The organism is Streptomyces sp. NPDC055099 (genome assembly GCF_053607685.1).
Window position 1 is genome coordinate 354,553 of sequence record NZ_JBSGUA010000006.1, and the last position, 20,032, is coordinate 374,584.

Here is a 20,032-nt window from a genome sequence, read left to right on the forward strand (position 1 = left end):
TGGAGGTTGCATGCACACCAGCGCACGTCACCCCAGCTCAAGCCCCGGAGCGCCCGTCGCGGACCCGCCCGTCGACTCCGACGCCGTCATCGCCTTCACCCAGGACCTGGTCCGCCTGCGTACCGTCAACGCGGCAGGAGCCACCGTGGTGGAGCAACCCGCCGCCGAACTCGTCGCCGGGCTCTTCACCGCGTTCGGCTGGACGTACGACGTGGTGGAGGTAGCGCCGGCACGCCCCAACACCGTCGCCGTCATCGAGGGCGGAGGAGGCGACGGGCCGACCCTGATGTTCGAGGGGCACATCGACGTCGTCACGGAAGGGGACCCAGGGGACTGGAGCGTCGACCCCTACGGGGCGGAGATCCGCGACGGCAGACTGTGGGGGCGCGGCTCCGCCGACATGAAGTCCGGCGTCGCGGCGATGATCTACGCGGTGCGGGCCCTGCAGTTGGCCGGACCCTTCCCGGGCCGCATCGTCATCGGCGTGCTGTGCGACGAGGAAGGGCTGATGCTCGGCGCGAAGGCGTTCGCCGCCACCCCGCTCGCCCGCGAGGTGGACGGGGTCATCGTCTGCGAGCCCGAGGGGTACGAGGTGTGCACGTCCGCCCGTGGCGGCATCCGGCTCCGGCTGGATCTCGACGGGGTCATGGCCCACGGCGCCATGCCGCAGGAGGCCAAGAGCCCGATCGTCGCCGGGGCGCGCGTCGTCGAGGCGCTCGCCCACGTGCAGGACTGGGCCCAGAAGCGGTACGGCACCCACCCGCACGCCGGGAGCGTGACCGTCACGCCGACCGTCCTGCACGGCGGAGACCCGGACCAGCTCAACGTCATCCCCGCGCATGGGCTCGTGGGCGTCGACGTACGCACGATTCCCGGCACTGACCACACCGAACTCATCGAGCGGGTACGGGAGTCCGCGGTCGAGGCAGCCGGGACGGTCGGGGTGGGCGTCGGGCTGACCGTCGTCGACGACCGGCCGGCCGTCGAGATTCCCGACGACCACCCCGTGGTCACCGCGCTCGTCGAGGGACACCGCCACGTGCACGGCGCCGCACCGCCGTTCGGGGCGGTGCCCGGCACCACGGACGGAACCATCCTCACCCGCGACGCAGGCCTGCCGACCGTCGTCTACGGGCCCGGCGGGAAGTGGATCGCGCACCAGAAGGACGAGTTCGTCGAGGTGCGCGAGATCGTCGAGTACACGCGGGTGTACGCCGCGGCGGCGCGCTCCTTCCTGAACGGCGCGACCGGAGGTGCGCGATGACCTGCCCCGAAGGACTGCCCGTCGGCGACGGCTGGGTGACCGCGCCCGGCAGCGGCCCCGTCCGCTTCCCGTACGACGGCGGTGAGATCGGCACGGCGCCGATCGGCGACGCGGACCTCGCGGCACGGGCCGTCGAACACGCCGCCGCGGTACGCGTGAGGGTCGCGGGGCTGCCCGCGGGTGTACGGCGGCAGGTGCTCGCCGGGGTGGCCGAAGCGCTGGCCGAAGCGGTGCCGGAACTGGTGGACCTCCTCGTCCTGGAGACCGGGAAGCCGCGGGTCGACTGTCAGGTCGAGATGCTGCGGGCGGTGGCCACGTGGCAGTCCGCCGCCGACGAGGTGGCCCATCTGCACGGCGAAACCGTGCCGCTGGACCTCCAGCCGTCCGGCGAGGGCCTTTTCGGCTACTGGAGGCGGCGGCCCGTCGGCGTGGTGGTCGGCATCGCGGGCTTCAACTACCCGGTGCTTCTCGCCTCCCACAAGATCGCCCCGGCGCTCGCCGCGGGCTGCCCGGTGATCGTCAAGCCCGCCCCGGCGACACCGCTCGCCACCCTGCGGCTCGTCCATCTCGTACGGGAGCAGCTGGTGGCGGCGGGCGCGCCCGCCGGATCGGTGCAACTCGTCACGGGGGACGCGGAGGTGGGCCGTACGCTCACCACGCATCCGGAGGTCGCCGCGGTCTCCTTCACCGGGTCGGCGGCGGTCGGTCACCGCATCGCGCGGGACGCGGCGCCCCGCAAGGTGGTCCTCGAACTCGGCTCCAACGCGGCGCTCGTCGTGGCCGCGGACGCCGATCTCGACGCGGCGGCCGACGCGGTCGTGCGGGGCGGGTTCTACGCCTCGGGGCAGGCCTGCATCTCCGTACAGCGGGTCGTCGTGGTGGCCGCGGTCGCGGAGGAGTTCGAGAAGCGGCTCGCCGAGCGGCTGCCGGACGTGGTGGTCGGCGACCCCCGGGATGCCGGGACCCGGGTGTCGGCGCTCATCGACGAGACGGCCACGGAGCGGGTCCTCGACTGGGTCGAACGCGCGCGGGCGGCGGGTGCGCGGCTGGTCGTCGGGGGTGCCCGCGCCGCGGGTGGCCGGTGCATCGCCCCGACGCTGCTCGCCGACGTCCCCGACGGCGAACCCGCCTGGGACGAGGAGATCTTCGGTCCGGTCGTCTGCCTGCGCGCGGTGCCGGATCTGGACACCGCGTACGACGTCGTCAACGCGAGCCGGTACGGCCTGCACGCGGCTGTCTACACCCGCGGCCTGCGAGCCGCGCTGGAGGCCGTGGACCGTCTGGAGGTAGGCGGCGTGGTGGTGAACGAAGTCCCCGGCTACCGCAGCGACATCGCCCCCTACGGCGGCGTCAAGGACTCGGGCATCGGCCGCGAGGGCCCCCGGTTCGCGATCGAGGAGATGACGGTGACCCGGATGGCGGTCATCAGGCCTTGAGCGGGGCCGGGCGACCTGTGGTGCGTCGTTGGGCCTGGGGTGGGCCAACTGCCGCGAGCGTGAGCGGCTGGGCCCGGAGGGGCCACCCCCCGTCCTCCGGTTCCGGGGCCGGGAGGGTGCAGTCACCGCCCCGAAGCCCGCGGCGGGACGGCGTTACCCGCCTTGGCCGGCGGAGACCGCGTCTCCCGCCGGCCGGGTCAGGCCGCACGGTTGTCGCGCCCGGCTGCCGAGTCTGGTGGCTGTGCAGCGTCGGGCCACCGGGTCAGGTGCGGCTGTGTCCGGTCGTCGGGTCAGGTCGGGTGTGGCCGTGTCCGGTCGTCGGGTCGGGTGTGGCCGCGTCCGGTCGTCGGGTTGGGTGCGGTCGCGTTCGGTCGGCGGGTCGGGTGCGGCTGTGTCCGGTCGTCGGGTTGGGTGCGGTCGCGTTCGGTCGGCGGGTCGGGTGCGGCTGTGTCCGGTCGTCGGGCCGGGTGCGGTCGCGTTCGGTCGGCGGGTCGGGTGCGGCTGTGTCCGGTCGTCGGGCCGGGTGCAGCCCCGTCCGATCGGTTGGCCGGGTGCGGCCTCGGCCGTTGGGCCGGGCTCAGCTCCGTCCGACCGTCGAGCCCGGCCCAGCTCCGCCGTCCGGCCGCCAGGCCCCGTACACCCCCCCCACCCCGCCCCATCAAGAGATGCGCCCTGCCCCCAACTCACGCCCTCCCCTCAGCAGACGACCAGCACAACCGCCCCCGAGTTCACAACGGCCCCTGAACCCGCCCCCGCCCCCGGCCGCCAGCCCGGCCAGAGAGGTAGCAGCACCATGGACTACGGCAACCTGTTCCGGCTCGACGGCCGTCGCGTCGCGGTCGTGGGCGGCGCGAGCGGCATCGGCCGCGAGGCCGCCCGCGCGCTGGTCGCCCAAGGCGCGGACGTCATCGTCGCCGACCGGGACACGGACGGCGCGGAACGCACGGCGGCGCTCGCGACGCGCCCGGGTGATGCGGCGGACACGCGCCTCGGTACGGCCGTCACGCACCCCTTGGACGTCCTCGACCCCGACGCCGTCCGCAGCGCCGCCGCCGCGTGGGGGCCGCTCGACGGGCTCGTCGTCACCGTCGGGGCCAACGTGCGCAAGCGCCTCACGGACTACGGCCTCGACGAGTTCGACCGCGTCATCGCGCTGAACCTGCGCTCCTACCTCACGCTCATCCAAGCGGTCGCCCCCGGCATGGCCGAGCGCGGCCGGGGGAGCGTGGTCGGGTTCGCCTCGATGCGGGCCTTCCAGGTGGAGCCGGGGCAGGGGCCGTACGCCGCGTCCAAGGCGGGGCTGATCCAATTGCTGCGGACGGCGGCCTCGGAATGGGGGCCGCGGGGCGTGCGGTTCAACGCTGTCGCGCCCGGCGTCGTCCGTACACCGCTCACCGACCAGATCGCCGCCGACCCCGCATGGTTCGATGCCTACGCCCAGGCCTCCGCGCTCAAGCGGTGGGCCCGCGCCGACGAACTCGCCGGAGCCGTCGCCTATCTCGTGTCGGACGCGTCCACCTTCGTCACCGGCACGGTGCTGAGCGTCGACGGTGGCTGGACCGCGGTCGACGGCCGTTACGACCCGTCCGTGTGACCCGTGCTGTCGTCCGTATGCCGCCCCACCAGGAGTTCCCCCCATGCCCCCCACAGCTGATGACGGCGCGCCCGAAGACGCGCAGGACAGCGCCCCGGCCAGCCCCCTGGACGGTCTCCCCACCCTCCGCGGCGTGGCCCGCCCCTCCCTCTGGCTGCTCCTCGTCCCCGTCCTCCTCTACGGCTCGGCCCCCTTCGTCGCCAACCGCATCGAGCCACGCGTCCTGGGCGTCCCCTTCCTCCTGGCCTGGGTCATCGCCGCCACCGTGATCAGCCCCCTGGTCATCTGGCTCGCCGCCCGGCTCGACCCGGCGTACCGCATGAACGCCGTCGAGCCCCTCCCGGCCGACGACCTCGCGGACACCGACACCCGCACCGCCACCGAAGGAGACCGCCGATGAACGGCTCCGCAGCCGTCGCCACCACCATCTTCGGGCTCGCCATGGTCGCCACGATCCTGATCGGCGTGTGGAGCGCCCGCGGCCGGTCCAAGGGCCTCGCCGAGTGGTCGGTCTCCAGCCGCGGGCTCGGCGTCCTGTTCATCTGGCTGCTCATGGCCGGCGAGACATACACGAGCTTCTCGTTCCTCGGCACCGCGGGCTGGTCGTACTCGTTCGGCGCGCCGATCCTCTACCTGGTCGCCTATCTGACCGTCGGTTTCGCCGTCGCGTACGTCGTGGGCCCCGCCCTGTGGACGTACGCGAGCCGGCACGGCCTCATCTCCATCGCGGACATCGCCGAATTCCGCTTCCGCTCACGGCCGGTGGGGATTCTCGTCGCCGTCGTCGCGACGGTCTTCATCGTCCCCTACATCCAGGTGCAGATTCAGGGCATGGGCGTCGTCGTGAACGCGATGACGTACGGCAGCGTCGACCTGAAAGTCGCTGCCGTCATCTCCTTCGTCGTGGCCGAGATCTTCATCCTCGTGTCCGGTCTTCGCGGCTCGGCGTGGGTGAGCGCGCTCAAGGACATGCTGGTGATCGTCGCCGTCGTGTTCCTCGCCGTCTACATCCCCATGCACTACCTCGGCGGGTTCGGCGACTTCATGCAGCGCATGGTGACCGAGAAACCCGAGTGGCTGACCTTCCCCGGGCACGAGTCCGGCGGACGCAACGCCATGTGGTTCCTGAGCACCGTGGTGCTCAACGCCGTGACGATCACCATCTTCCCGACCACCGTCGCCGGTTACCTCAGCGCGAAGAGCCCGAACGCGCTGCGCCGCAACGCGCTGCTCCTGCCCTGGTACCAACTGCTCCTGTTCGTCCCGATGGTGGTCGGCGCGACGGCCCTGTTCGTGATGCCGACCCTGGGCAATCCAGACCTGGCGCTCTTCAGCCTCGTCACCGATTCACTGCCCTCGCCCGTCGTCGCGCTCATCGGCGTCGCGGGCGCGCTCTCGGCGATCGTGCCGATGAGTGTCTTCATGCTGTCCATCGGCACCTTGTGGGGCCGCACCGTCCTCGGCGGCGGCAACGGCGCCGACCCGCGGGCGCGCCGCCGGGCGGCCGGAAAGGCCGGCGACGCGAACGACATGCGGGCCAAGCGGCTCTCCCAACTGGTCTGCGTGGTGGCGGGGTTGATCGCCCTCGCGGGCAGTCTCTTCTACCCGAACACCCTCGTCGAGCTCTCCGTCCTGTCGTACGAGGGTCTGGCGCAGCTCGTGCCGGTCGTGCTCCTCGCCCTGTTCTGGCGGCGGCTGACCGCACGGGCCGCGGTGGCGGGCATGCTCACCGGGCTCGCGGTGATGACCGCGCTGTGGGCCACCGACAACGACCCGTACCACGGCGTGAACGGCGGCATCATCGCGCTCGCCGCCAACCTCGTCGTGCTGCTCGCGGTGATCTGGCTCGCGCCGGGCCCCGGGCCCGCCGGGGTCTCCGCCACCGACCCCGCCGTGCCGGACGAGAGCGCGACACGGGCGGGGGCCCGGTGACCGGCTGTTCAGCCCTGGTGCTGCCGTACGAGCAGATGGAGACAGGAAGGGATGTGCTCGGCGTCCAGCACGAAGTCCACCCGGCCGGTCTCGATCGCGGACTTGGGCATCCCGTGGAACTTGGCCGTGGCGGGGTCCTCCACGATGACGGTGCCGCCGCCCGACTTCACCGCTTCCACCCCGCGTGCGCCGTCGCTGTCGGCCCCGGTGAGGACACAGGCGATGAGCGCGGGCCCGAATTTCTTGGCCGCCGACTCGAAGAGGGGGTCGGCGGCGGGGCGGGACATGTTGACCGGGGCTTCCTGCGACAGCGACAGCCTGCCGTCCGCATGTACGCACAGATGGTGATCGGGCGGGGCGACGTACACCGTTCCCGGCTCCGGCAGCTCGCCGTCCTCGGCCAGCTTGACGGTCAGCGTGGTGCGGCGGGAGAGGATGGCGACGATGTGCGTCTCACGGGCGCGTCGGAGGTGATGGGCCACCAGCACCGGCGCCGGGAAATCGGTGCCGAGGCCGCCCAGCAGCGCCTGCAGGCCCTCGATGCCCCCTGCGGAGGAAGCCACCACGACGGTGGCGTGGCGTGCGGCGTTCGGCTCTGGCGGATGTTCGCTGCTCACGCGCGAACCCTAACTCTCCCCGTTGTCTCCTCGCGCGTTGCCACGTTCGGTGAGCCCTGCCGCGGAGGGGGTCACCGTGCTGCCCCCAGGGGGCGTCGAGGGGGGTGCCATCCTCGTGTCGGACGACAGACTTGACCCGTCGAGTGAGTGTCGAGTGAGTGAGGCATGTATGACGGACAGGGACGACTTCGAGGTGCCGGGTCTCCGGGAGCCCGTGGAGACCCGGATCGACCGGTGGGGTGTCCCGCATCTGTACGCCGCGTCCCAGGACGACCTCTTCCTGGCCCAGGGGTTCAACGCGGCCCGCGACCGCCTCTTCCAGCTCGACCTGTGGCGGCGGCGCGGACTCGGCCTGCTCGCCGAGGTGTTGGGGGAGCGGTACGCCGAACACGACCGTGCGGCGCGGCTGTTCCTCTACCGCGGCGACATGGCCGAGGAATGGCGTGCGTACGGCGACGACACGGAGCGGGTGACGACGGCTTTCGTCGACGGCATCAACGCGTTCGTTTCGCTGTGCCGCGCCGATGCGGGGCAACTTCCGCCCGAGTACACCCTGTTGAAGTACGAACCGGCGTACTGGCAGCCCTCCGACGTGGCCCGTATCCGCAGCCACGGCCTGCAGTACAACCTCCGCGACGAGGTCGCCCGAGCGCTCACCCTGCGCGATCACGGCCCCGAGGCGGAGGACTTGCGCCGCCGTCGCGAGCCCGCCCCGCACCGGCTGCGCGTCCCTGAGGGCCTCGACCTCTCCGTCATCCCGGCCGACGTCCTGCGCGTGTACGACATGGCCACCACGCCCCCGTGGGCGGCGGACGCGGCGCCCCGCCAGGGCCTGGACGGCTCCAACAACTGGGTCATCGCCCCGTCCCGCACCGCCACCGGCCGCCCCCTCCTCGCCAACGACCCGCACCGCAGGATCACCCTGCCCGCGCTGCGCTACCTCGCGCACCTCTCGGCGCCGGGCATCGACGCCGTCGGAGCGGGCGAACCGGCCCTGCCCGGCATCTCCATCGGCCACAACGGCCACGTCGCCTTCGGCCTGACGATCTTCCCGATCGACCAGGAGGATCTGTACGTCTACCGCACGAACCCCGAGAACCCGCACGAGTACTGGTACCAGGACCGCTGGGAGCCGATGACGCGGATCACGGAATCGATCCCGGTGCGTGACGGCGACGCGGTCCCGGCCGACCTGTGGTTCACCCGCCACGGCCCGGTCATCCGTGAACTCCCGGAGCGGAACGCCGCGTTCGCGGTACGCGCCGCATGGCTCGGCCCCGGCATGGCCCCCTACCTGGGCAGCATGGACTACATGCGGGCGGCGAGCCCCGACGCGTTCGTGGCGGCGATGCGGCGCTGGGGCGCCCCCGGCGAGAACCAGGTCTACGCGGCGCCCGACGGCACGATCGGCTGGCGGCCCGCCGGTCGTGTCCCCGTCCGCCCCAACTGGGACGGCACGCTCCCGGTGCCGGGCGACGGGCGCTACGAATGGGACGGCTTCCTGGACGTCGAGGAACTCCCCTCCGTGCGCGACCCGGCCCAGGGCTGGTTCGCCACGGCCAACCAACTGAACCTGCCGCCGACGTACCCGAACGCGGAGAAGACGGTGACGTACGACTGGTACGCACCGACCCGCCACGACCGCATCGCAGAGGAACTCGGCGCACGCGGCTCCTGGACGGCCGAGGACTGCGTACGCCTGCAGGCGGACTACGTGAGCCCGCCGGCACGCCGGATCCAGGACCTGCTCGCGGGACTGCCGAACATGGCCACCGCGCCCCCCGCCGACTCGGCGCCCAGCGCCTCCGCGCACGCGGCGCCAGCAACTGACGCCGACCCCGCCACCGCGCAGGCGTCTGGCCCCCACGCGGCACCGGCGGCAGACGCCAGCACCGCCACCGCGGCGAACGCGCCTGGCCCCGGACGCCGTGTCGTGCCTGACGGCGGCGTGATCGAGGGCGATGGGGGCGTGTCCGACCACGCGGCGCCGGCGGCAGACGCCGACACCGCCATCGCGGCGAACGCGCCTGGCCCCCACGCGGCGCCGACGACAGACGCCGACACCGCGGTGAACGCGACTGCAATCCACGCGGCGACGGGCGCTGGGCCCGATGTCGTCTCCGCTCCCGGTGGCCGCCGCCTCGCCGCCGCCCTTGCCCTCCTTCGCGGCTGGGACGCACGTCTCACCGCCGACTCGGCTGCCGCCGCGCTCTTCGAGGTCTGGTACCGGCGGCATCTGCGGCCCGCCCTTCTGGCGCGGGCCCTCGGAGGGATCGTGGGCGAGGAGCAGCGTGATCGGGCCCTGGCGCGGGTCCTGCCCGGCGAGGACGCGGCGGCGGACGCCCGTGTCGATCTGGATCTTCTGGACGGTGACCCGGACCCCAGGCTGCTGCTCGGCACGCTGTCCGCGGCCGTGGACGAGCTCGCCGGGCTGTTGGGGGACGACCCCGCCGACTGGTCCTGGGGCGCCCTCCACCACGCCCACCCCCATCACCCCATCGCCGCGCTGCTCGCCGAGACCGCCCCGGAGTGGGCCGCCGTGGGGCCGGCCCCACGTGGCGGCAGCGGGGACACCGTGGGAGCCGCCGCCTACGGGCCCGGATTCCGGCAGACCGCGGGAGCCTCCTTCCGGATCGTGGTCGACGTCGGCTCCTGGGACGACTCCGTGGCGATGAACTCGCCGGGGCAGTCCGGCGTCCCGGGCAGCCCGCACTACGACGACCTGTTCGCGAGCTGGGCCGCCGACGGCTCCTTCCCGCTCCTCTACTCGCGGGAGGCGGTGGAGAGGCACACGAGGCGGACGATCACCCTGCGACCGTCCGCCGCGGACGGTCAGGGGGCCGCCGACCCGAAGGGCAGATAGTCCACCTCGTAGCCGAAACAGCGTGGGCCGGTCAGCGCGAGGCCGCCCGGAGTGATCCAGCGAGGATCGCAACGGGCGGCGATGACGCTGACGCGCTGGCCGTAACGCAGGCCCTCCGTCGTCACCGGGTCGCCGCTCTCGCTGTCGAGCACGCAGATCAGGTCGGGCGTGGTCGCCACGGTCACCCCGTCGCGCGTGGCCATCAAGTGCTCGTTCTGGAAGCCGAGTTCGAGGGCCCGGCCCGCGTCACCGCGTGTTCCCTCGACGCGCGCGTGACCGCGCGCGAAGCCGCCCTCCGTGCGGCGGGCCACGTCGGCCACCCTGCCCGTCAGGAGGGTGATGCCGTTCAGGAGCGACCGCGCGGCGGCCACCGGATCACCGTGCGCGGCGCGCGCCTCGCGCACCACGGCACCAAGCCGTCCGGCGAGCGTCAGCGTCGCCGGGACCAGGCCGTCGGCGAGCTGATCGCCCCGCAGCACCGTGTCCGCGCAACTGATCTGGCAGCCGAGCTCCACGCACACCGCGCGGGCGATCCGCTCGGCGGCGTGGTTGTCGACGGCCTCGACGACGATGGTGTTGCCCTTGTCGTCGGCGAGCGCCATCGGCGAGTTGGAGATCCCGGCGAGGCCGGGCAACACCATCTGCGCCTCCGGGAACGCCCGCCCCATCGCGTCCCCGTCCACCAGAGGGAGCCCGGCCCGCGCGGCGCACGCGATCGGCAGCATCGAGTTGACCCCGCCGACCTCCAGCGGCGTCAGGTGCGTGGCCCGGCGCCCGAGGTGTCTCTCCAGGGCGCGCAACGCGTCCAGGTGCTCCTGCCCGTTGGGCACCCGCTCCAGCAGGACGGTGGGCGCGCCCATGCCGGAGATGGGGACCACGGTCGCGTCGGCCTCGACCTCGTCGATGCCGACGACCCGCACCGGACCGTGCGCGCGGATCGCCTCCCGGGCGAGCAGCTTGCCGATGTACGGATCGCCGCCCCCACCCGTGCCGAGGATGCCCGCGCCCCGCGCGATGTCGTCGAGGTTGCCGAGGGTGATCTCACGCATGGGTGACCACCCCGCCGCCGGGCGCGGTGGCCGCGCCCAGACGCCCCAGGTCCAGATCGCCCACGGCCCTGACCCGGATGCGGGTGGCGCCGCCGGGCAGATAGGCGAGCGGCACTTCCTCGATGTCGACGACGCGTACGCTCCCGGCGCGGGCCCCGGCGTCCAGCGCACGCCCCACGGCCTCGTCGCGGGCCCCGGCGAGCACCGTGTCCCGGTGGCCGTCGGGAACGCGGAAGACGCGGTCGACCTCGCCGCCGACCTGCGCGATCGCCGCGCCCACCGCGTTGGCCACGTCGAAGTGGTCCGGCCTGCGCACATCGGTGAACCCGGGCAGCGCCTCGGGCACGAGGATGGAACCGCCTCCCACGACGACCACGGGCAGCATCGCGGCCGAGGTCCGCATCCGGTCCACGCCTTCGGCCAGCCGCTCGTCGACGCGGTCCAGGGCGCGTGCGGTGAACTCCCGTGCCAGGTGGGCGACATGACGGCTGTGCCCGATGTCCGCGCGGCCCGCGGCCACCGCGAGATCCGTCGCCGTCAGGCGCCTTCCGCCGAAGACGAGCGCTTCCCGCGTGAGCAGGTGGCCCACCGACCGGGGCCCCGTCTCGCCGTCGCGCGACACCAGGGACCCGCCGCCGATGCCGAGCGAGAGGACGTCGGGGATACGGAAGTTGGTGCGGATGCCCGCGGCCTCGCTCTCGCCGCCGGCCTCCCGCGGATAGCCCCCGTTCAGGACGCCGATGTCGGCGGTCGTGCCGCCCACGTCGACGACCGCGCAGTCCCCGATCCCGGAGAGGAGCGCCGCGCCCCGCATCGAGTTGGTCGGCCCGGACGCGAACGTCGCGACGGGGTAGGCGCGCGCGAAGTCGACGTCCATCAGCGTCCCGTCGTTCTGCGACAGAAAGTACGGCGCCGTGATCGACATCTCGGCCAGCGCCTTGCCGAACGACTCGACGATGACGGTGGCCAGATCCCGCAGCGACGCGTTGATGATCGTGGCGTTCTCGCGCGCGAGCAGCCCGACCCGGCCGAGATCGTGCGAGAGCGAGAAGTGCACGCCCTCGCCCAGCTCTTCGCGCAGGATCTCGGCGGCGCGCCTCTCGTCCGCCTCCGCGACCGGCGAGAAAACGGACGACACGGCGACCGAGGTGAGACCGCGTGCGGCGATGTCGGCGGCCGTCCGGCGCAGCTCGTCCGGATCGAGCGGCGAAAGGGGCCGTCCGTCGAACTCCCTTCCGCCATGGCAGAGGTAGCCGTGCCCGCCGACGGCGGCCCGCTGCCGCTCCGGCCAGTCGGCCATGGGCGGCAGGGCGGCGGTGGCGGGAAGGCCGAGGCGTACGGCGGCCACGGGGGTGAGCCGGGCGCCCTCGACGAGCGCGTTGACGAAGTGCGTGGTGCCGATCATCACCGAGGTGACGGATTCGGCGGGTGGTGCGAGGCTCCGGATCGCAGCGGTGACACCGGAGGTGATGTCGGGCGTGGTCGGGGACTTGGCGGCCGCGAGCACGCGGTCGTCGTACCCGAGGAGGGCGGCGTCGGTGTTGGTCCCACCGACATCGATGCCGATACGCATGGTGGTGGAGTCCTTCGTGTGGCGACAGGCGGGTGATGCGTAGTACGGACGTGACGCGTGCCGTGATCAACCGGACGGCGAGACGGCGAGACGGCGGGCTCCGGGGCGTCTCCCGGCCACCCGGTGGCTGCATCGACGTTCAGACGGCGGCCGCGCCGTTCCGGAGCCCCGGCTCATCGGCTTCTCGCCGTCCTGCCCGGGGCCTCGGCACGCGTAAGCGGCGCCTACCCCACCACTGGTAGTCGCCGCCCGCCCGCACGACCAGGGAGGAATCCGCTGCTCCGGCGTGCGTGCGGCACCCTGCCGTGCTCCCGCGCGAAGGCCGGCGCTCGACGTTCGCGAGCACCGGCCTTCGTGTGAATCCTGTCTATGGCTGTCTATGGCCCTACGGGAACAGCGGCTTCTCCGGGGCCATGGACCGCGCCGCCACCTCCGAGGTCATCCGCGCGTGGATCTCCTCCGGCGAGAGATAGACGTCCGTCTTCTCGAAGTCCGCCAGGGTGGCGGGCCGCTGGGACTGGAACCCGGTGCGCACGTAGTCGTCGCCCGCGAGCGCGTTGAGGCCCCAGTTCGCGGCCGTACGGAAGCGTGCGGTGACGGTCCGCAGCGCCCCCAGGTGGTAGCCGCGCGCGACGATCTGAGCGGGCAGCCCGCTCAGCTGCACGCCCAGCGGCTTCGACACGGCCTGGATGCCGCCGAGGTCCACGACCAGGCCCATGTCCTTGTGCCGGTAGGGGGTCAGGGGCGTGCCCCGCAGGGCCGCGGTGACGTTCTTCGCCGCCGCCCACCCCTGGCGCATCGCGTGCTGCGCGGTCGGCGGGCAGATCGCGTCGCCGCCCTTGGCGAGGTCCGGTACGGCCGCCGCGTCGCCGAGCGCGAACACACCGTCCATGCCCGGAACCGTCAGCTCCGGGTCGACGACGAGGCGCCCGCGGTTGGTCTGTGCGCCCAGCGTGGCGATGAGCGGGCTCGGCGCCACACCGGCGGTCCAGATCAGCGTCCGGCAGGGCAGCGCGCGCCCGTCGGTGAGGGTGACGGTGTCCTCGGTGGCCTTGTCCACGGTCACCCCGAGGGACACCTGGACGCCACGCCGCCGCATGATGGCGAGCGCCTTCTCCCCGAGCCGGTCGCCCAGCTCAGGCATCAACTTCGGTGCCACGTCGACCAGATGCCACTTGATCTCCGCGGGGTCGAGCCCCGGGTACCGCTCGGCCGCGGCGCTCGTCAGGCGGTGCAGATACGCGGCCGTCTCCGTCCCGGCGTATCCGCCGCCGACGACCACGAACTGCAGCCGCGACTCGCGCTCGGCCCGGTCCGAACTCGCCGACGCCAGGTCGAGCTGCGAGATCACGTGGTCACGGATCCAGGCGGCCTCGGCCAGCGTCTTCACGCCCACGGCGTGCTGGTCGACTCCGGGGATGTCGAACTGCCGGGTCACGCTGCCCGGGGTCAGGACGAGGTAGTCGTAGCGCTCCACGACCTCCTCGCCGTTGATCTTGCGTACGATCACGGCCTTCGCGCTCGGGTCCACACCGATGGCCCCGCCCGGCACGATCGCCGTACGGCGCAGCATGCGGCGCAGCGGTACGGCGACCGACTGCGGGGTCAGCACGCCCGACGCGACATGGGGGAGCAGGGGCAGATAGAGCTGGTGGTCCTGCGGGCTGATGAGCCGCAGTTCGGCGTCCTGCGCCTTGAGCGTCCGCTCCAGCTTGTGCGCGCACTCCATACCGGCGAAGCCACCGCCGATGATCAGAATCCGGGGACGTTGCATACGAGATCGCTCCAGGGTTGGGCGAGGGGTCCGGTCAATCCTCCGACGAGGGGCGTCCCGGCGCACGTCGGGTGCGCCGGGCGAGGAACCCGGGTACCCCGCGACGCCGGACGAATACCCCCGGACCGTCGAATCAGCCACCTGCCCCGGCGAGCCGCAGATAGTCCCACGGATCGTGCGCGTTCAGGACGGTGAACTCCTCCGTCCGGGTGGCCACCTCGCGCAGCCGCCCCTGATTGGCGACCCGCAGCTCGGCGTCCACCTGGGCGTCGAGCTGGATGATGTCCATCAGGGGATGCGAGTGCGGGGCCTCGGGGGCGATCTCGCGGTGGTAGAAGTACGCGTCCCCGGCGTGCACCAGCCACCGCCCGCGGTCGCGCACGGCGACGGCGGCGTGCCCGGCGCTGTGCCCGCCGAGCGGCACGATGAGGAACTCCTCGCCGAGTCCGGCCAGTTGCCGGACCCCGGTGAACCCGGCCCACTCCTCGCCCGCATTCTCCTCGTACGTCTGCCAGCGCGGGCCGTGCGCCCAGTGCGCGGGCCGGTAGCGACGGCTCGGCGCCTCGGTGAGGGCCGCGCTCAGCTCGGCGGCCATGAGGTGTACCCGCGCCTCGGGGAAGTCGGGAAGGCCACCGCTGTGATCGACGTCCAGATGCGTGAGCGCGATGTGCCGTACGTCGGAGGCCGCGTACCCCAGCCGTTCCACCTGCGAGAGGGCCGTCTCGGCGAAGTCCAGCTCCGGCGCGGCGAGTTCGGTCCACTCGGGATCGAGGGATGCGAGCGGTCTGCGTACGTCGTCCCGGCCGAGCCCGCTCTCGACGAGCACGAGCCCGTCCGCGTCGGTCTCCACCAACAGGCAGTGGCACACGGCGTGCAGGGGCGGCGGCCCGTCGTAGGTGGGCTCGATCTTCAGCATGGACCCGCAGTTGAGGTGATGGACCTTCACGCGCCCCTCACCGTCCCCTTCGGGTTCTCCAGGCTGCGCGCGACCACGGAGGCGACGCGCCGGGACACCGACGAGACGACCTCGCTGTCACGCCGTACCTGCGCCAGGAGCAGAGCCCCCTGCAAGGACGACATCACGAGGTCGGCGAGTTCGGCCGCCTCGTCATCGGCGGCGCCCCAACCGCGAAACGCCTCCGCGAGCCCCGAGAGCCAGGAGTCGTAGGTGACCTGGCAGACGTCGCCTAGGGGCCCCTCGCCACCGGCCTGTTCCAGCGCGACGGTGGCGACGGGGCAGCCGTCCCGGAATCCTGACTCGCGCAGTCCCTGTGCGAGCAACTCCCCGAGCCCGAGAACGGCGTCCTGCGCCCCGCCCGCGGAGCCCACGACGGAGGCCATGCGCGCGCCCATCTCGCCTCCGGCGAGCGCCACCGCCTCGGCGGCCAACTGTTCCTTGCCCTGCGGGAAGTGGAAGTACAGCGACCCCTTGGGGGCGCCGCTCTCCGCGAGCACCTGGTTGAGCCCTGTGGCGCCATAGCCCTGCCGTTGGAACAGATCGGCGGCCGTGCGCAGGATGCGGGCGCGGGTCTCTCCGCGTGTCTTGGTCACACGAGAGACTCTAGACCGACCGGTCTAGAGAGAACAAGACGGCATAAGTGGCCTCGCTTCAGATCCCGGGCCGGTACCGGATCGGATGGTCCTCCGGCACCTCGACGATGACGATCTTGACGCCGTCGGGGTCCGCGATCCACATCTCGACGAGCCCCCAGGGCTCCTTCAACGGCTCCCGCACCACCTCCACCCCGCGCGCCACGAGTTCCTGGTGCGCCGCCCGCGCGTCCGCCACCTGCAGCCACAACTGCAGGCCGGGCGCGGGCGGCGTCTCCGAGCGGCCGGAGACCTCCAGGTGCCCGCCGCCCAGGAAGTAGACGGTGCCGCGCTCGGGGCCCGTTCCGAACTCGCGGTAGACGGCGAGGCCGAGCGCCTCGCCGTAGAACGCGCGCGAGCGCTCGGGGTCGGTGGGCCGGAGAAGGGTCCTGCTGCTCAGTACATGCACCATGCAGCCGCACCTTAGTGGGGGGATACGCTCGACCGTGCCTCGCCCACGCCGCGTCCGACAGCGGCGGGCCAGAGAGATCGGAGAACCCGCCCCATGGACACCGCCCCGCGCCCCGCCACGAGCGACGTCACCGCCACCGCGAGCGACCTCACCTTCCGGGACGCCACCGACGCGGACGTCGACGCACTCGTCTCGCTGGTCCAGTCGGCGTACCGCGGTGACGCGAGCCGGGCCGGCTGGACCACGGAGGCGGACATCCTGAAGGGCCAGCGGACCGACCCGCAGGGCGTCGTCGATGTGATCAAGTCCCCGGCGAGCAAGCTGCTCACGGTCGAAAGGGACGGCGGGATCGTCGCCTGCTGCCAGCTCGAACACCGCGGGGACCACGCCTACTTCGGGATGTTCGCGGTGAGCCCGGCGCTCCAGGGCGCGGGCCTCGGCAAGGTGATCATGGCGGAGGCCGAGCGGCGGGTCCGCGAGGCGTGGGGTGTGCGGGAGATGCACATGACCGTGATCTCCGTACGAGACGACCTCATCGCCTGGTACGAGCGGCGCGGCTACCGCCGTACGGGAAAGATGACCCCCTTCCCGTACGGCGACGAACGCTTCGGCGTTCCGCAGCGGGACGACCTGCAGTTCGAGCTGCTCGTCAAGCCGCTGGTCTGAGCCAGGTCCGGGTCACGCCGTGAAGCGGCCCGTCCGCTTGATCTCCGGGTAGTCGGTGGTCGCTCCGTCGAGCTGCAGCGCGCGTACGAGCCGCAGATCGTCCTGCGTGTTCACGACCCAGCCGATGACGCGCAGGTCGGCCTTCCTGGCACGCTCGACGATCTCCAGCGTCAGCCGCCTGATGTTCAGGACGAGGGTGGTGGCACCGACCGCCGTCGCGCGCTCCACGACGTCGGTGCCGTAGCGGCTCGCGACCAGTGCGGTGCGTACGCCGGGCACGAGGCGGGCGATCTCGGCGATCGCCTCGTCGTGGAAGGAGATCACCTCGACGCGGCCGACCAGGTCGCGCCGGTGCATCACCTCGGCGAGGGCGCGGGCGGCGGCCACATCCTTGATCTCGGCCTGCAGCGGCGCCTTCACCGCGTCCAGGACCTCTTCGAAGACGGGGATGCGCTCCCCGCGCCCCGCGTCTAGCTCCCGCAGCTCGGCCAGGGTCTTCTCGGCGATCGGTCCCTTGCCGTCGGTCGTGCGGGCCACGTCCGCGTCGTGCATGACGACGAGGGCGCCGTCCTTGCTCAGATGCAGATCGAGCTCGATGAGATCGAGGCCCGCGGCTTGCGCGGCGATGAAGGACCGGAGGGTGTTCTCGGGTTCGACACCCATGACCCCGCGGTGACCGATGGTGAGGAAGTTCAAGGTTCACTCGCTTCCGTCGACGGCGGCTCGATGGCCGCGGGGAGGTGCCACGCGGCAAGGTCGCAGCCTAACGGCCCGCCTCCGTGAAGGAACCGCCCGTACGGGAGTGCCCGGAGGAATCGGAGTCGTCCGCTCTGCTTCCCACGATCCCGAGCAGAAGGCCGGTGATGACGGCGGCGACAAGGACGGCACGGGTGGTCACAGGTGCACTGCTCCATACGGCGGGGTCGGCTGACCCCGCCCGTCCTACCGTCCTGGGCCCGCGCGCCGCGAGCCACGTCACCCGTGGGTGGGCGAGTCCTCTGGGGGTTGACCGGAGGGAGTGGAGACGCCCATTTCCGCGAGATCGACGAGCATCGCCTCCGCCAGCTCGATCTCCGCCTCCAGGCGCCGACCGCTCCAGCGCAGGGCGATCTGCGGGTGCGTCCAGGCCGCCTCGCCGTCCGCCCGGGCGAGCGCGTCGTGCACCTCCTTGAGCTCGCCCCGCGTGTGCGCGATGTGCTCGGTCACCAGGGCCCGCAGATGCTCCGGCGCCGCGAGGTGCCCGAGCCAGACCCGCAGGAGCAGCGGATGCTTCAGCACGGCGGGGCCCGCGTCCCCGGCACCCCCCGCCCAGCCGATCAGCGCGGCACGCCCCTCGGCGGTGATGGCGTACGACCGCTTCGCGCGCGGCTCCTCGGGCCCCGAGCGCCGCGACGTCGCGTACCCGAGAGTTTCCAGGCGGCGCAGCTCGGCGTAGATCTGGCTGATGGCGGGAGACCAGTAGAAGTGGCGCAGCGAGGCGTCCGCCCACTTCTTCAGTTCGTACCCCGTGCGCTCCCCGGGGAAGGAGAGCAGGCCGAGCACGGCCCACGCGGTCGGCGGCAGCTCGGCGGGCCGACGCGGGGAAGGGGGACCCTGGGGGGAAGCGGAGCGGGGGACTGCCATATGACTGATTGAAGTGAACGTCACAGTCCCGGCGCAAGATGTGTGCGGTGCGAAGGACATGCGCGGGTATAGGGGGTTCATGAGTGATCTCCCGACGTCGCACATCCGCCGGCTGCTGGGCGCCACCGATCGCCTGGCGTTCCACCGGGTGGCCGCCCGCTCCTGGCCGGCGGCGCAGCCCGTCCTGCCCCGGCTGAGCCGCGCGGCCGACCACGGTCTGCTGTGGTTCGGCATCGCGGCGGGGATGTGGGTGTTCGGCGGCGCACGCGGCAGGCGGGCCGCGGTGCGTGGCGTCTCTTCACTGGCCCTCGCGTCGGCCACGGTCAACACGCTCGGCAAGAGCGCGGTGCGCCGCTCCCGGCCGGTCCTGGACACGGTGCCGGTGATAAGGCACCTGTCGCACCAGCCGATCACCAGTTCCTTCCCCTCCGGGCACTCCGCGTCGGCTGCCGCCTTCGCCACGGGCGTGGCCCTGGAGTCACGGGGCCTCGGCGCGGCCGTCGCCCCGGTCGCGGCGTCGGTGGCCTTCTCCCGCGTCTACACGGGCGTGCACTACCCCAGTGACGTCCTGGTCGGCGCGGCCCTCGGCGCGGGCGCCGCCTACGCCGTGCGCGGCATGGTGCCCTCCAGGTCACAGCTGCCGCCGCCCGCACGCCCCCGGACGGACGCGCCCGCGCTGCCGGAGGGCGAGGGCCTCGTCGTGGTGGTGAACCCCTCGTCCGGCGCCCAGCCTCAACTCATGGACCCCGTGCGGCAGTTGAAGATGGCCCTGCCCCGCGCGGAGGTGATCCTCTACGAGGAGGAAGCGGGGCCGCTGCCCAAGGTCCTGGAGGAGGCCGCCAGGGACGCCGCCCGGCGCGGCGGGGTCTTCGGCGTGTGCGGCGGGGACGGCACGGTCAACGCCGCCGTGACCCCGGCCCTGCGCTTCGACGTGCCGCTGATGGTGCTGCCCGGCGGAACGTTCAACCACTTCGCCGCCGACCTGGGCGTCGACACCGTCGCGGACGCCTGCATCGCCCTCGCCGAGGGCAGCGCCGTCAAGGCCGACGTCGGCCGGGTCAAGCCCCTGGCCGGGATCGGTCCCGACGGCCGGACGTACTCCGAGCCGGTGTACTTCCTGAACACGTTCAGCCTCGGCTCCTACCCCGAGCTCGTCCGCATCAGGGAGGAATGGTCCCCGAAGGTCGGCGGCCCGCCCGCGGCCCTGCTCGGCGTCGCCCAGATCCTGCACACGGGCCGGCCGCTGCGCGCGGTGGTGAACGGCAAGGCGCGCTCGATGTGGCTGCTCTTCGCGGGCAATGGCGCCTACCGCAGCACCGGCATCGCCCCGGTCCGCAGGCACGACCTCGCCGATGGCCTGCTCGACGTCCGCATCGCGCACGGCGGCCGCTTCGCGCGCAGCCGCCTGCTGGCGGCGGCGATCGTCGGCCAGCTGACCAAGACCCGCCTGTACGCCTCGGCCAAGGCCCAGCGCCTGGTCATCTCGGGTCTGCCCGAGGGCACACAGATGGCGTACGACGGCGAACTCGCCCCCGCGCCCGCCGCGCTGCTCCTGGACAAGCTCCCCGAAGCGCTCACCGTGTACCGGCCGACCCTCGACTGACCGCGGGAGGGTCCCGCACGGCGTTACGCCAAGCGG

18 protein-coding genes are annotated in these 20,032 nt (G+C 72.8%); 8 read left to right on the plus strand and 10 right to left on the minus strand.

What is annotated here, in order from left to right; translation table 11 throughout:
* The first annotated feature begins 10 nt into the window (after window positions 1–10).
* The 5 genes from ACWFRU_RS18605 to ACWFRU_RS18625 all read left to right on the plus strand — a co-directional run bounded on the left by ACWFRU_RS18605 (window position 11) and on the right by ACWFRU_RS18625 (window position 6,226).
* A complete protein-coding gene (locus tag ACWFRU_RS18605) occupies window positions 11–1,264 on the plus strand; it encodes a M20 family metallopeptidase (RefSeq protein ID WP_453688212.1) in 1,254 nt (417 codons plus the stop codon).
* Entirely contained in the window at window positions 1,261–2,700 is a 1,440-nt protein-coding gene (locus ACWFRU_RS18610; RefSeq protein ID WP_453688214.1) for an aldehyde dehydrogenase family protein, read from the plus strand. The genes ACWFRU_RS18605 and ACWFRU_RS18610 overlap by 4 nt, the downstream gene beginning before the upstream one ends.
* Before the next feature lie 793 nt (window positions 2,701–3,493).
* Entirely contained in the window at window positions 3,494–4,294 is an 801-nt protein-coding gene (locus ACWFRU_RS18615) for an SDR family NAD(P)-dependent oxidoreductase (RefSeq protein ID WP_453688216.1), read from the plus strand.
* 43 nt (window positions 4,295–4,337) lie between these two features.
* Window positions 4,338–4,694: a DUF3311 domain-containing protein gene (locus tag ACWFRU_RS18620; protein ID WP_453688217.1), complete on the plus strand. Its 357-nt coding sequence runs from the start codon at window positions 4,338–4,340 to the stop codon at window positions 4,692–4,694.
* The gene (locus ACWFRU_RS18625; protein ID WP_453688219.1) at window positions 4,691–6,226 is read left to right on the plus strand and encodes a sodium:solute symporter family protein; all 1,536 of its coding nucleotides are present in this window, start codon (window positions 4,691–4,693) and stop codon (window positions 6,224–6,226) included. Before ACWFRU_RS18620 ends, ACWFRU_RS18625 begins: the two co-directional genes overlap by 4 nt.
* 8 nt (window positions 6,227–6,234) lie before the next feature.
* Here ACWFRU_RS18625 and ACWFRU_RS18630 read toward each other — a convergent pair whose 3' ends face one another.
* Window positions 6,235–6,843: a chemotaxis protein CheB gene (locus ACWFRU_RS18630; protein ID WP_453688221.1), complete on the minus strand. Its 609-nt coding sequence runs from the start codon at window positions 6,841–6,843 to the stop codon at window positions 6,235–6,237.
* Window positions 6,844–7,012: 169 nt separating this feature from the next.
* Here ACWFRU_RS18630 and ACWFRU_RS18635 point away from each other — a divergent pair, with 169 nt between their 5' ends.
* Window positions 7,013–9,706: a penicillin acylase family protein gene (locus tag ACWFRU_RS18635; RefSeq protein ID WP_453688223.1), complete on the plus strand. Its 2,694-nt coding sequence runs from the start codon at window positions 7,013–7,015 to the stop codon at window positions 9,704–9,706.
* Here the strand turns inward: ACWFRU_RS18635 and ACWFRU_RS18640 are convergent.
* From ACWFRU_RS18640 to ACWFRU_RS18665, 6 genes are all read right to left on the minus strand, one after another.
* The gene (locus ACWFRU_RS18640; protein ID WP_453688225.1) at window positions 9,676–10,755 is read right to left on the minus strand and encodes a DUF917 domain-containing protein; all 1,080 of its coding nucleotides are present in this window, start codon (window positions 10,753–10,755) and stop codon (window positions 9,676–9,678) included. The genes ACWFRU_RS18635 and ACWFRU_RS18640 overlap by 31 nt on opposite strands.
* Window positions 10,748–12,328 (minus strand): hydantoinase/oxoprolinase N-terminal domain-containing protein, encoded by a 1,581-nt coding sequence (locus tag ACWFRU_RS18645; protein WP_453688227.1) that lies wholly within the window; start codon window positions 12,326–12,328, stop codon window positions 10,748–10,750. The genes ACWFRU_RS18640 and ACWFRU_RS18645 overlap by 8 nt, the downstream gene beginning before the upstream one ends.
* A 385-nt stretch (window positions 12,329–12,713) precedes the next feature.
* Window positions 12,714–14,102, minus strand: a complete 1,389-nt coding sequence (locus tag ACWFRU_RS18650; RefSeq protein WP_453688229.1) for an NAD(P)/FAD-dependent oxidoreductase — start codon at window positions 14,100–14,102, stop codon at window positions 12,714–12,716.
* 133 nt (window positions 14,103–14,235) lie between these two features.
* Window positions 14,236–15,048 (minus strand): MBL fold metallo-hydrolase, encoded by an 813-nt coding sequence (locus ACWFRU_RS18655; protein ID WP_453688231.1) that lies wholly within the window; start codon window positions 15,046–15,048, stop codon window positions 14,236–14,238.
* Entirely contained in the window at window positions 15,045–15,653 is a 609-nt protein-coding gene (locus tag ACWFRU_RS18660; RefSeq protein ID WP_453688233.1) for a TetR/AcrR family transcriptional regulator, read from the minus strand. The genes ACWFRU_RS18655 and ACWFRU_RS18660 overlap by 4 nt, the downstream gene beginning before the upstream one ends.
* Before the next feature lie 58 nt (window positions 15,654–15,711).
* Window positions 15,712–16,104, minus strand: coding sequence for a VOC family protein (locus ACWFRU_RS18665; protein ID WP_453688235.1), 393 nt, complete (start codon window positions 16,102–16,104; stop codon window positions 15,712–15,714).
* A 93-nt stretch (window positions 16,105–16,197) separates the two neighbouring features.
* Between ACWFRU_RS18665 and ACWFRU_RS18670 the strand changes: the two genes are divergently transcribed.
* Window positions 16,198–16,770 (plus strand): GNAT family N-acetyltransferase, encoded by a 573-nt coding sequence (locus tag ACWFRU_RS18670; protein WP_453688237.1) that lies wholly within the window; start codon window positions 16,198–16,200, stop codon window positions 16,768–16,770.
* A gap of 12 nt (window positions 16,771–16,782) precedes the next feature.
* Here the strand turns inward: ACWFRU_RS18670 and ACWFRU_RS18675 are convergent, their stop codons facing one another.
* The 3 genes from ACWFRU_RS18675 to ACWFRU_RS18685 form a co-directional block, all read right to left on the minus strand.
* Window positions 16,783–17,466: a glycerophosphodiester phosphodiesterase gene (locus ACWFRU_RS18675; protein WP_453688239.1), complete on the minus strand. Its 684-nt coding sequence runs from the start codon at window positions 17,464–17,466 to the stop codon at window positions 16,783–16,785.
* 67 nt (window positions 17,467–17,533) lie between these two features.
* Window positions 17,534–17,668 (minus strand): hypothetical protein, encoded by a 135-nt coding sequence (locus ACWFRU_RS18680; protein WP_453688241.1) that lies wholly within the window; start codon window positions 17,666–17,668, stop codon window positions 17,534–17,536.
* A gap of 77 nt (window positions 17,669–17,745) precedes the next feature.
* A complete protein-coding gene (locus tag ACWFRU_RS18685; RefSeq protein ID WP_453688243.1) occupies window positions 17,746–18,393 on the minus strand; it encodes a helix-turn-helix transcriptional regulator in 648 nt (215 codons plus the stop codon).
* A gap of 79 nt (window positions 18,394–18,472) precedes the next feature.
* Between ACWFRU_RS18685 and ACWFRU_RS18690 the strand changes: the two genes are divergently transcribed.
* A complete protein-coding gene (locus ACWFRU_RS18690) occupies window positions 18,473–19,996 on the plus strand; it encodes a phosphatase PAP2 family protein (RefSeq protein WP_453688245.1) in 1,524 nt (507 codons plus the stop codon).
* The last annotated feature ends 36 nt before the right edge of the window (window positions 19,997–20,032 follow it).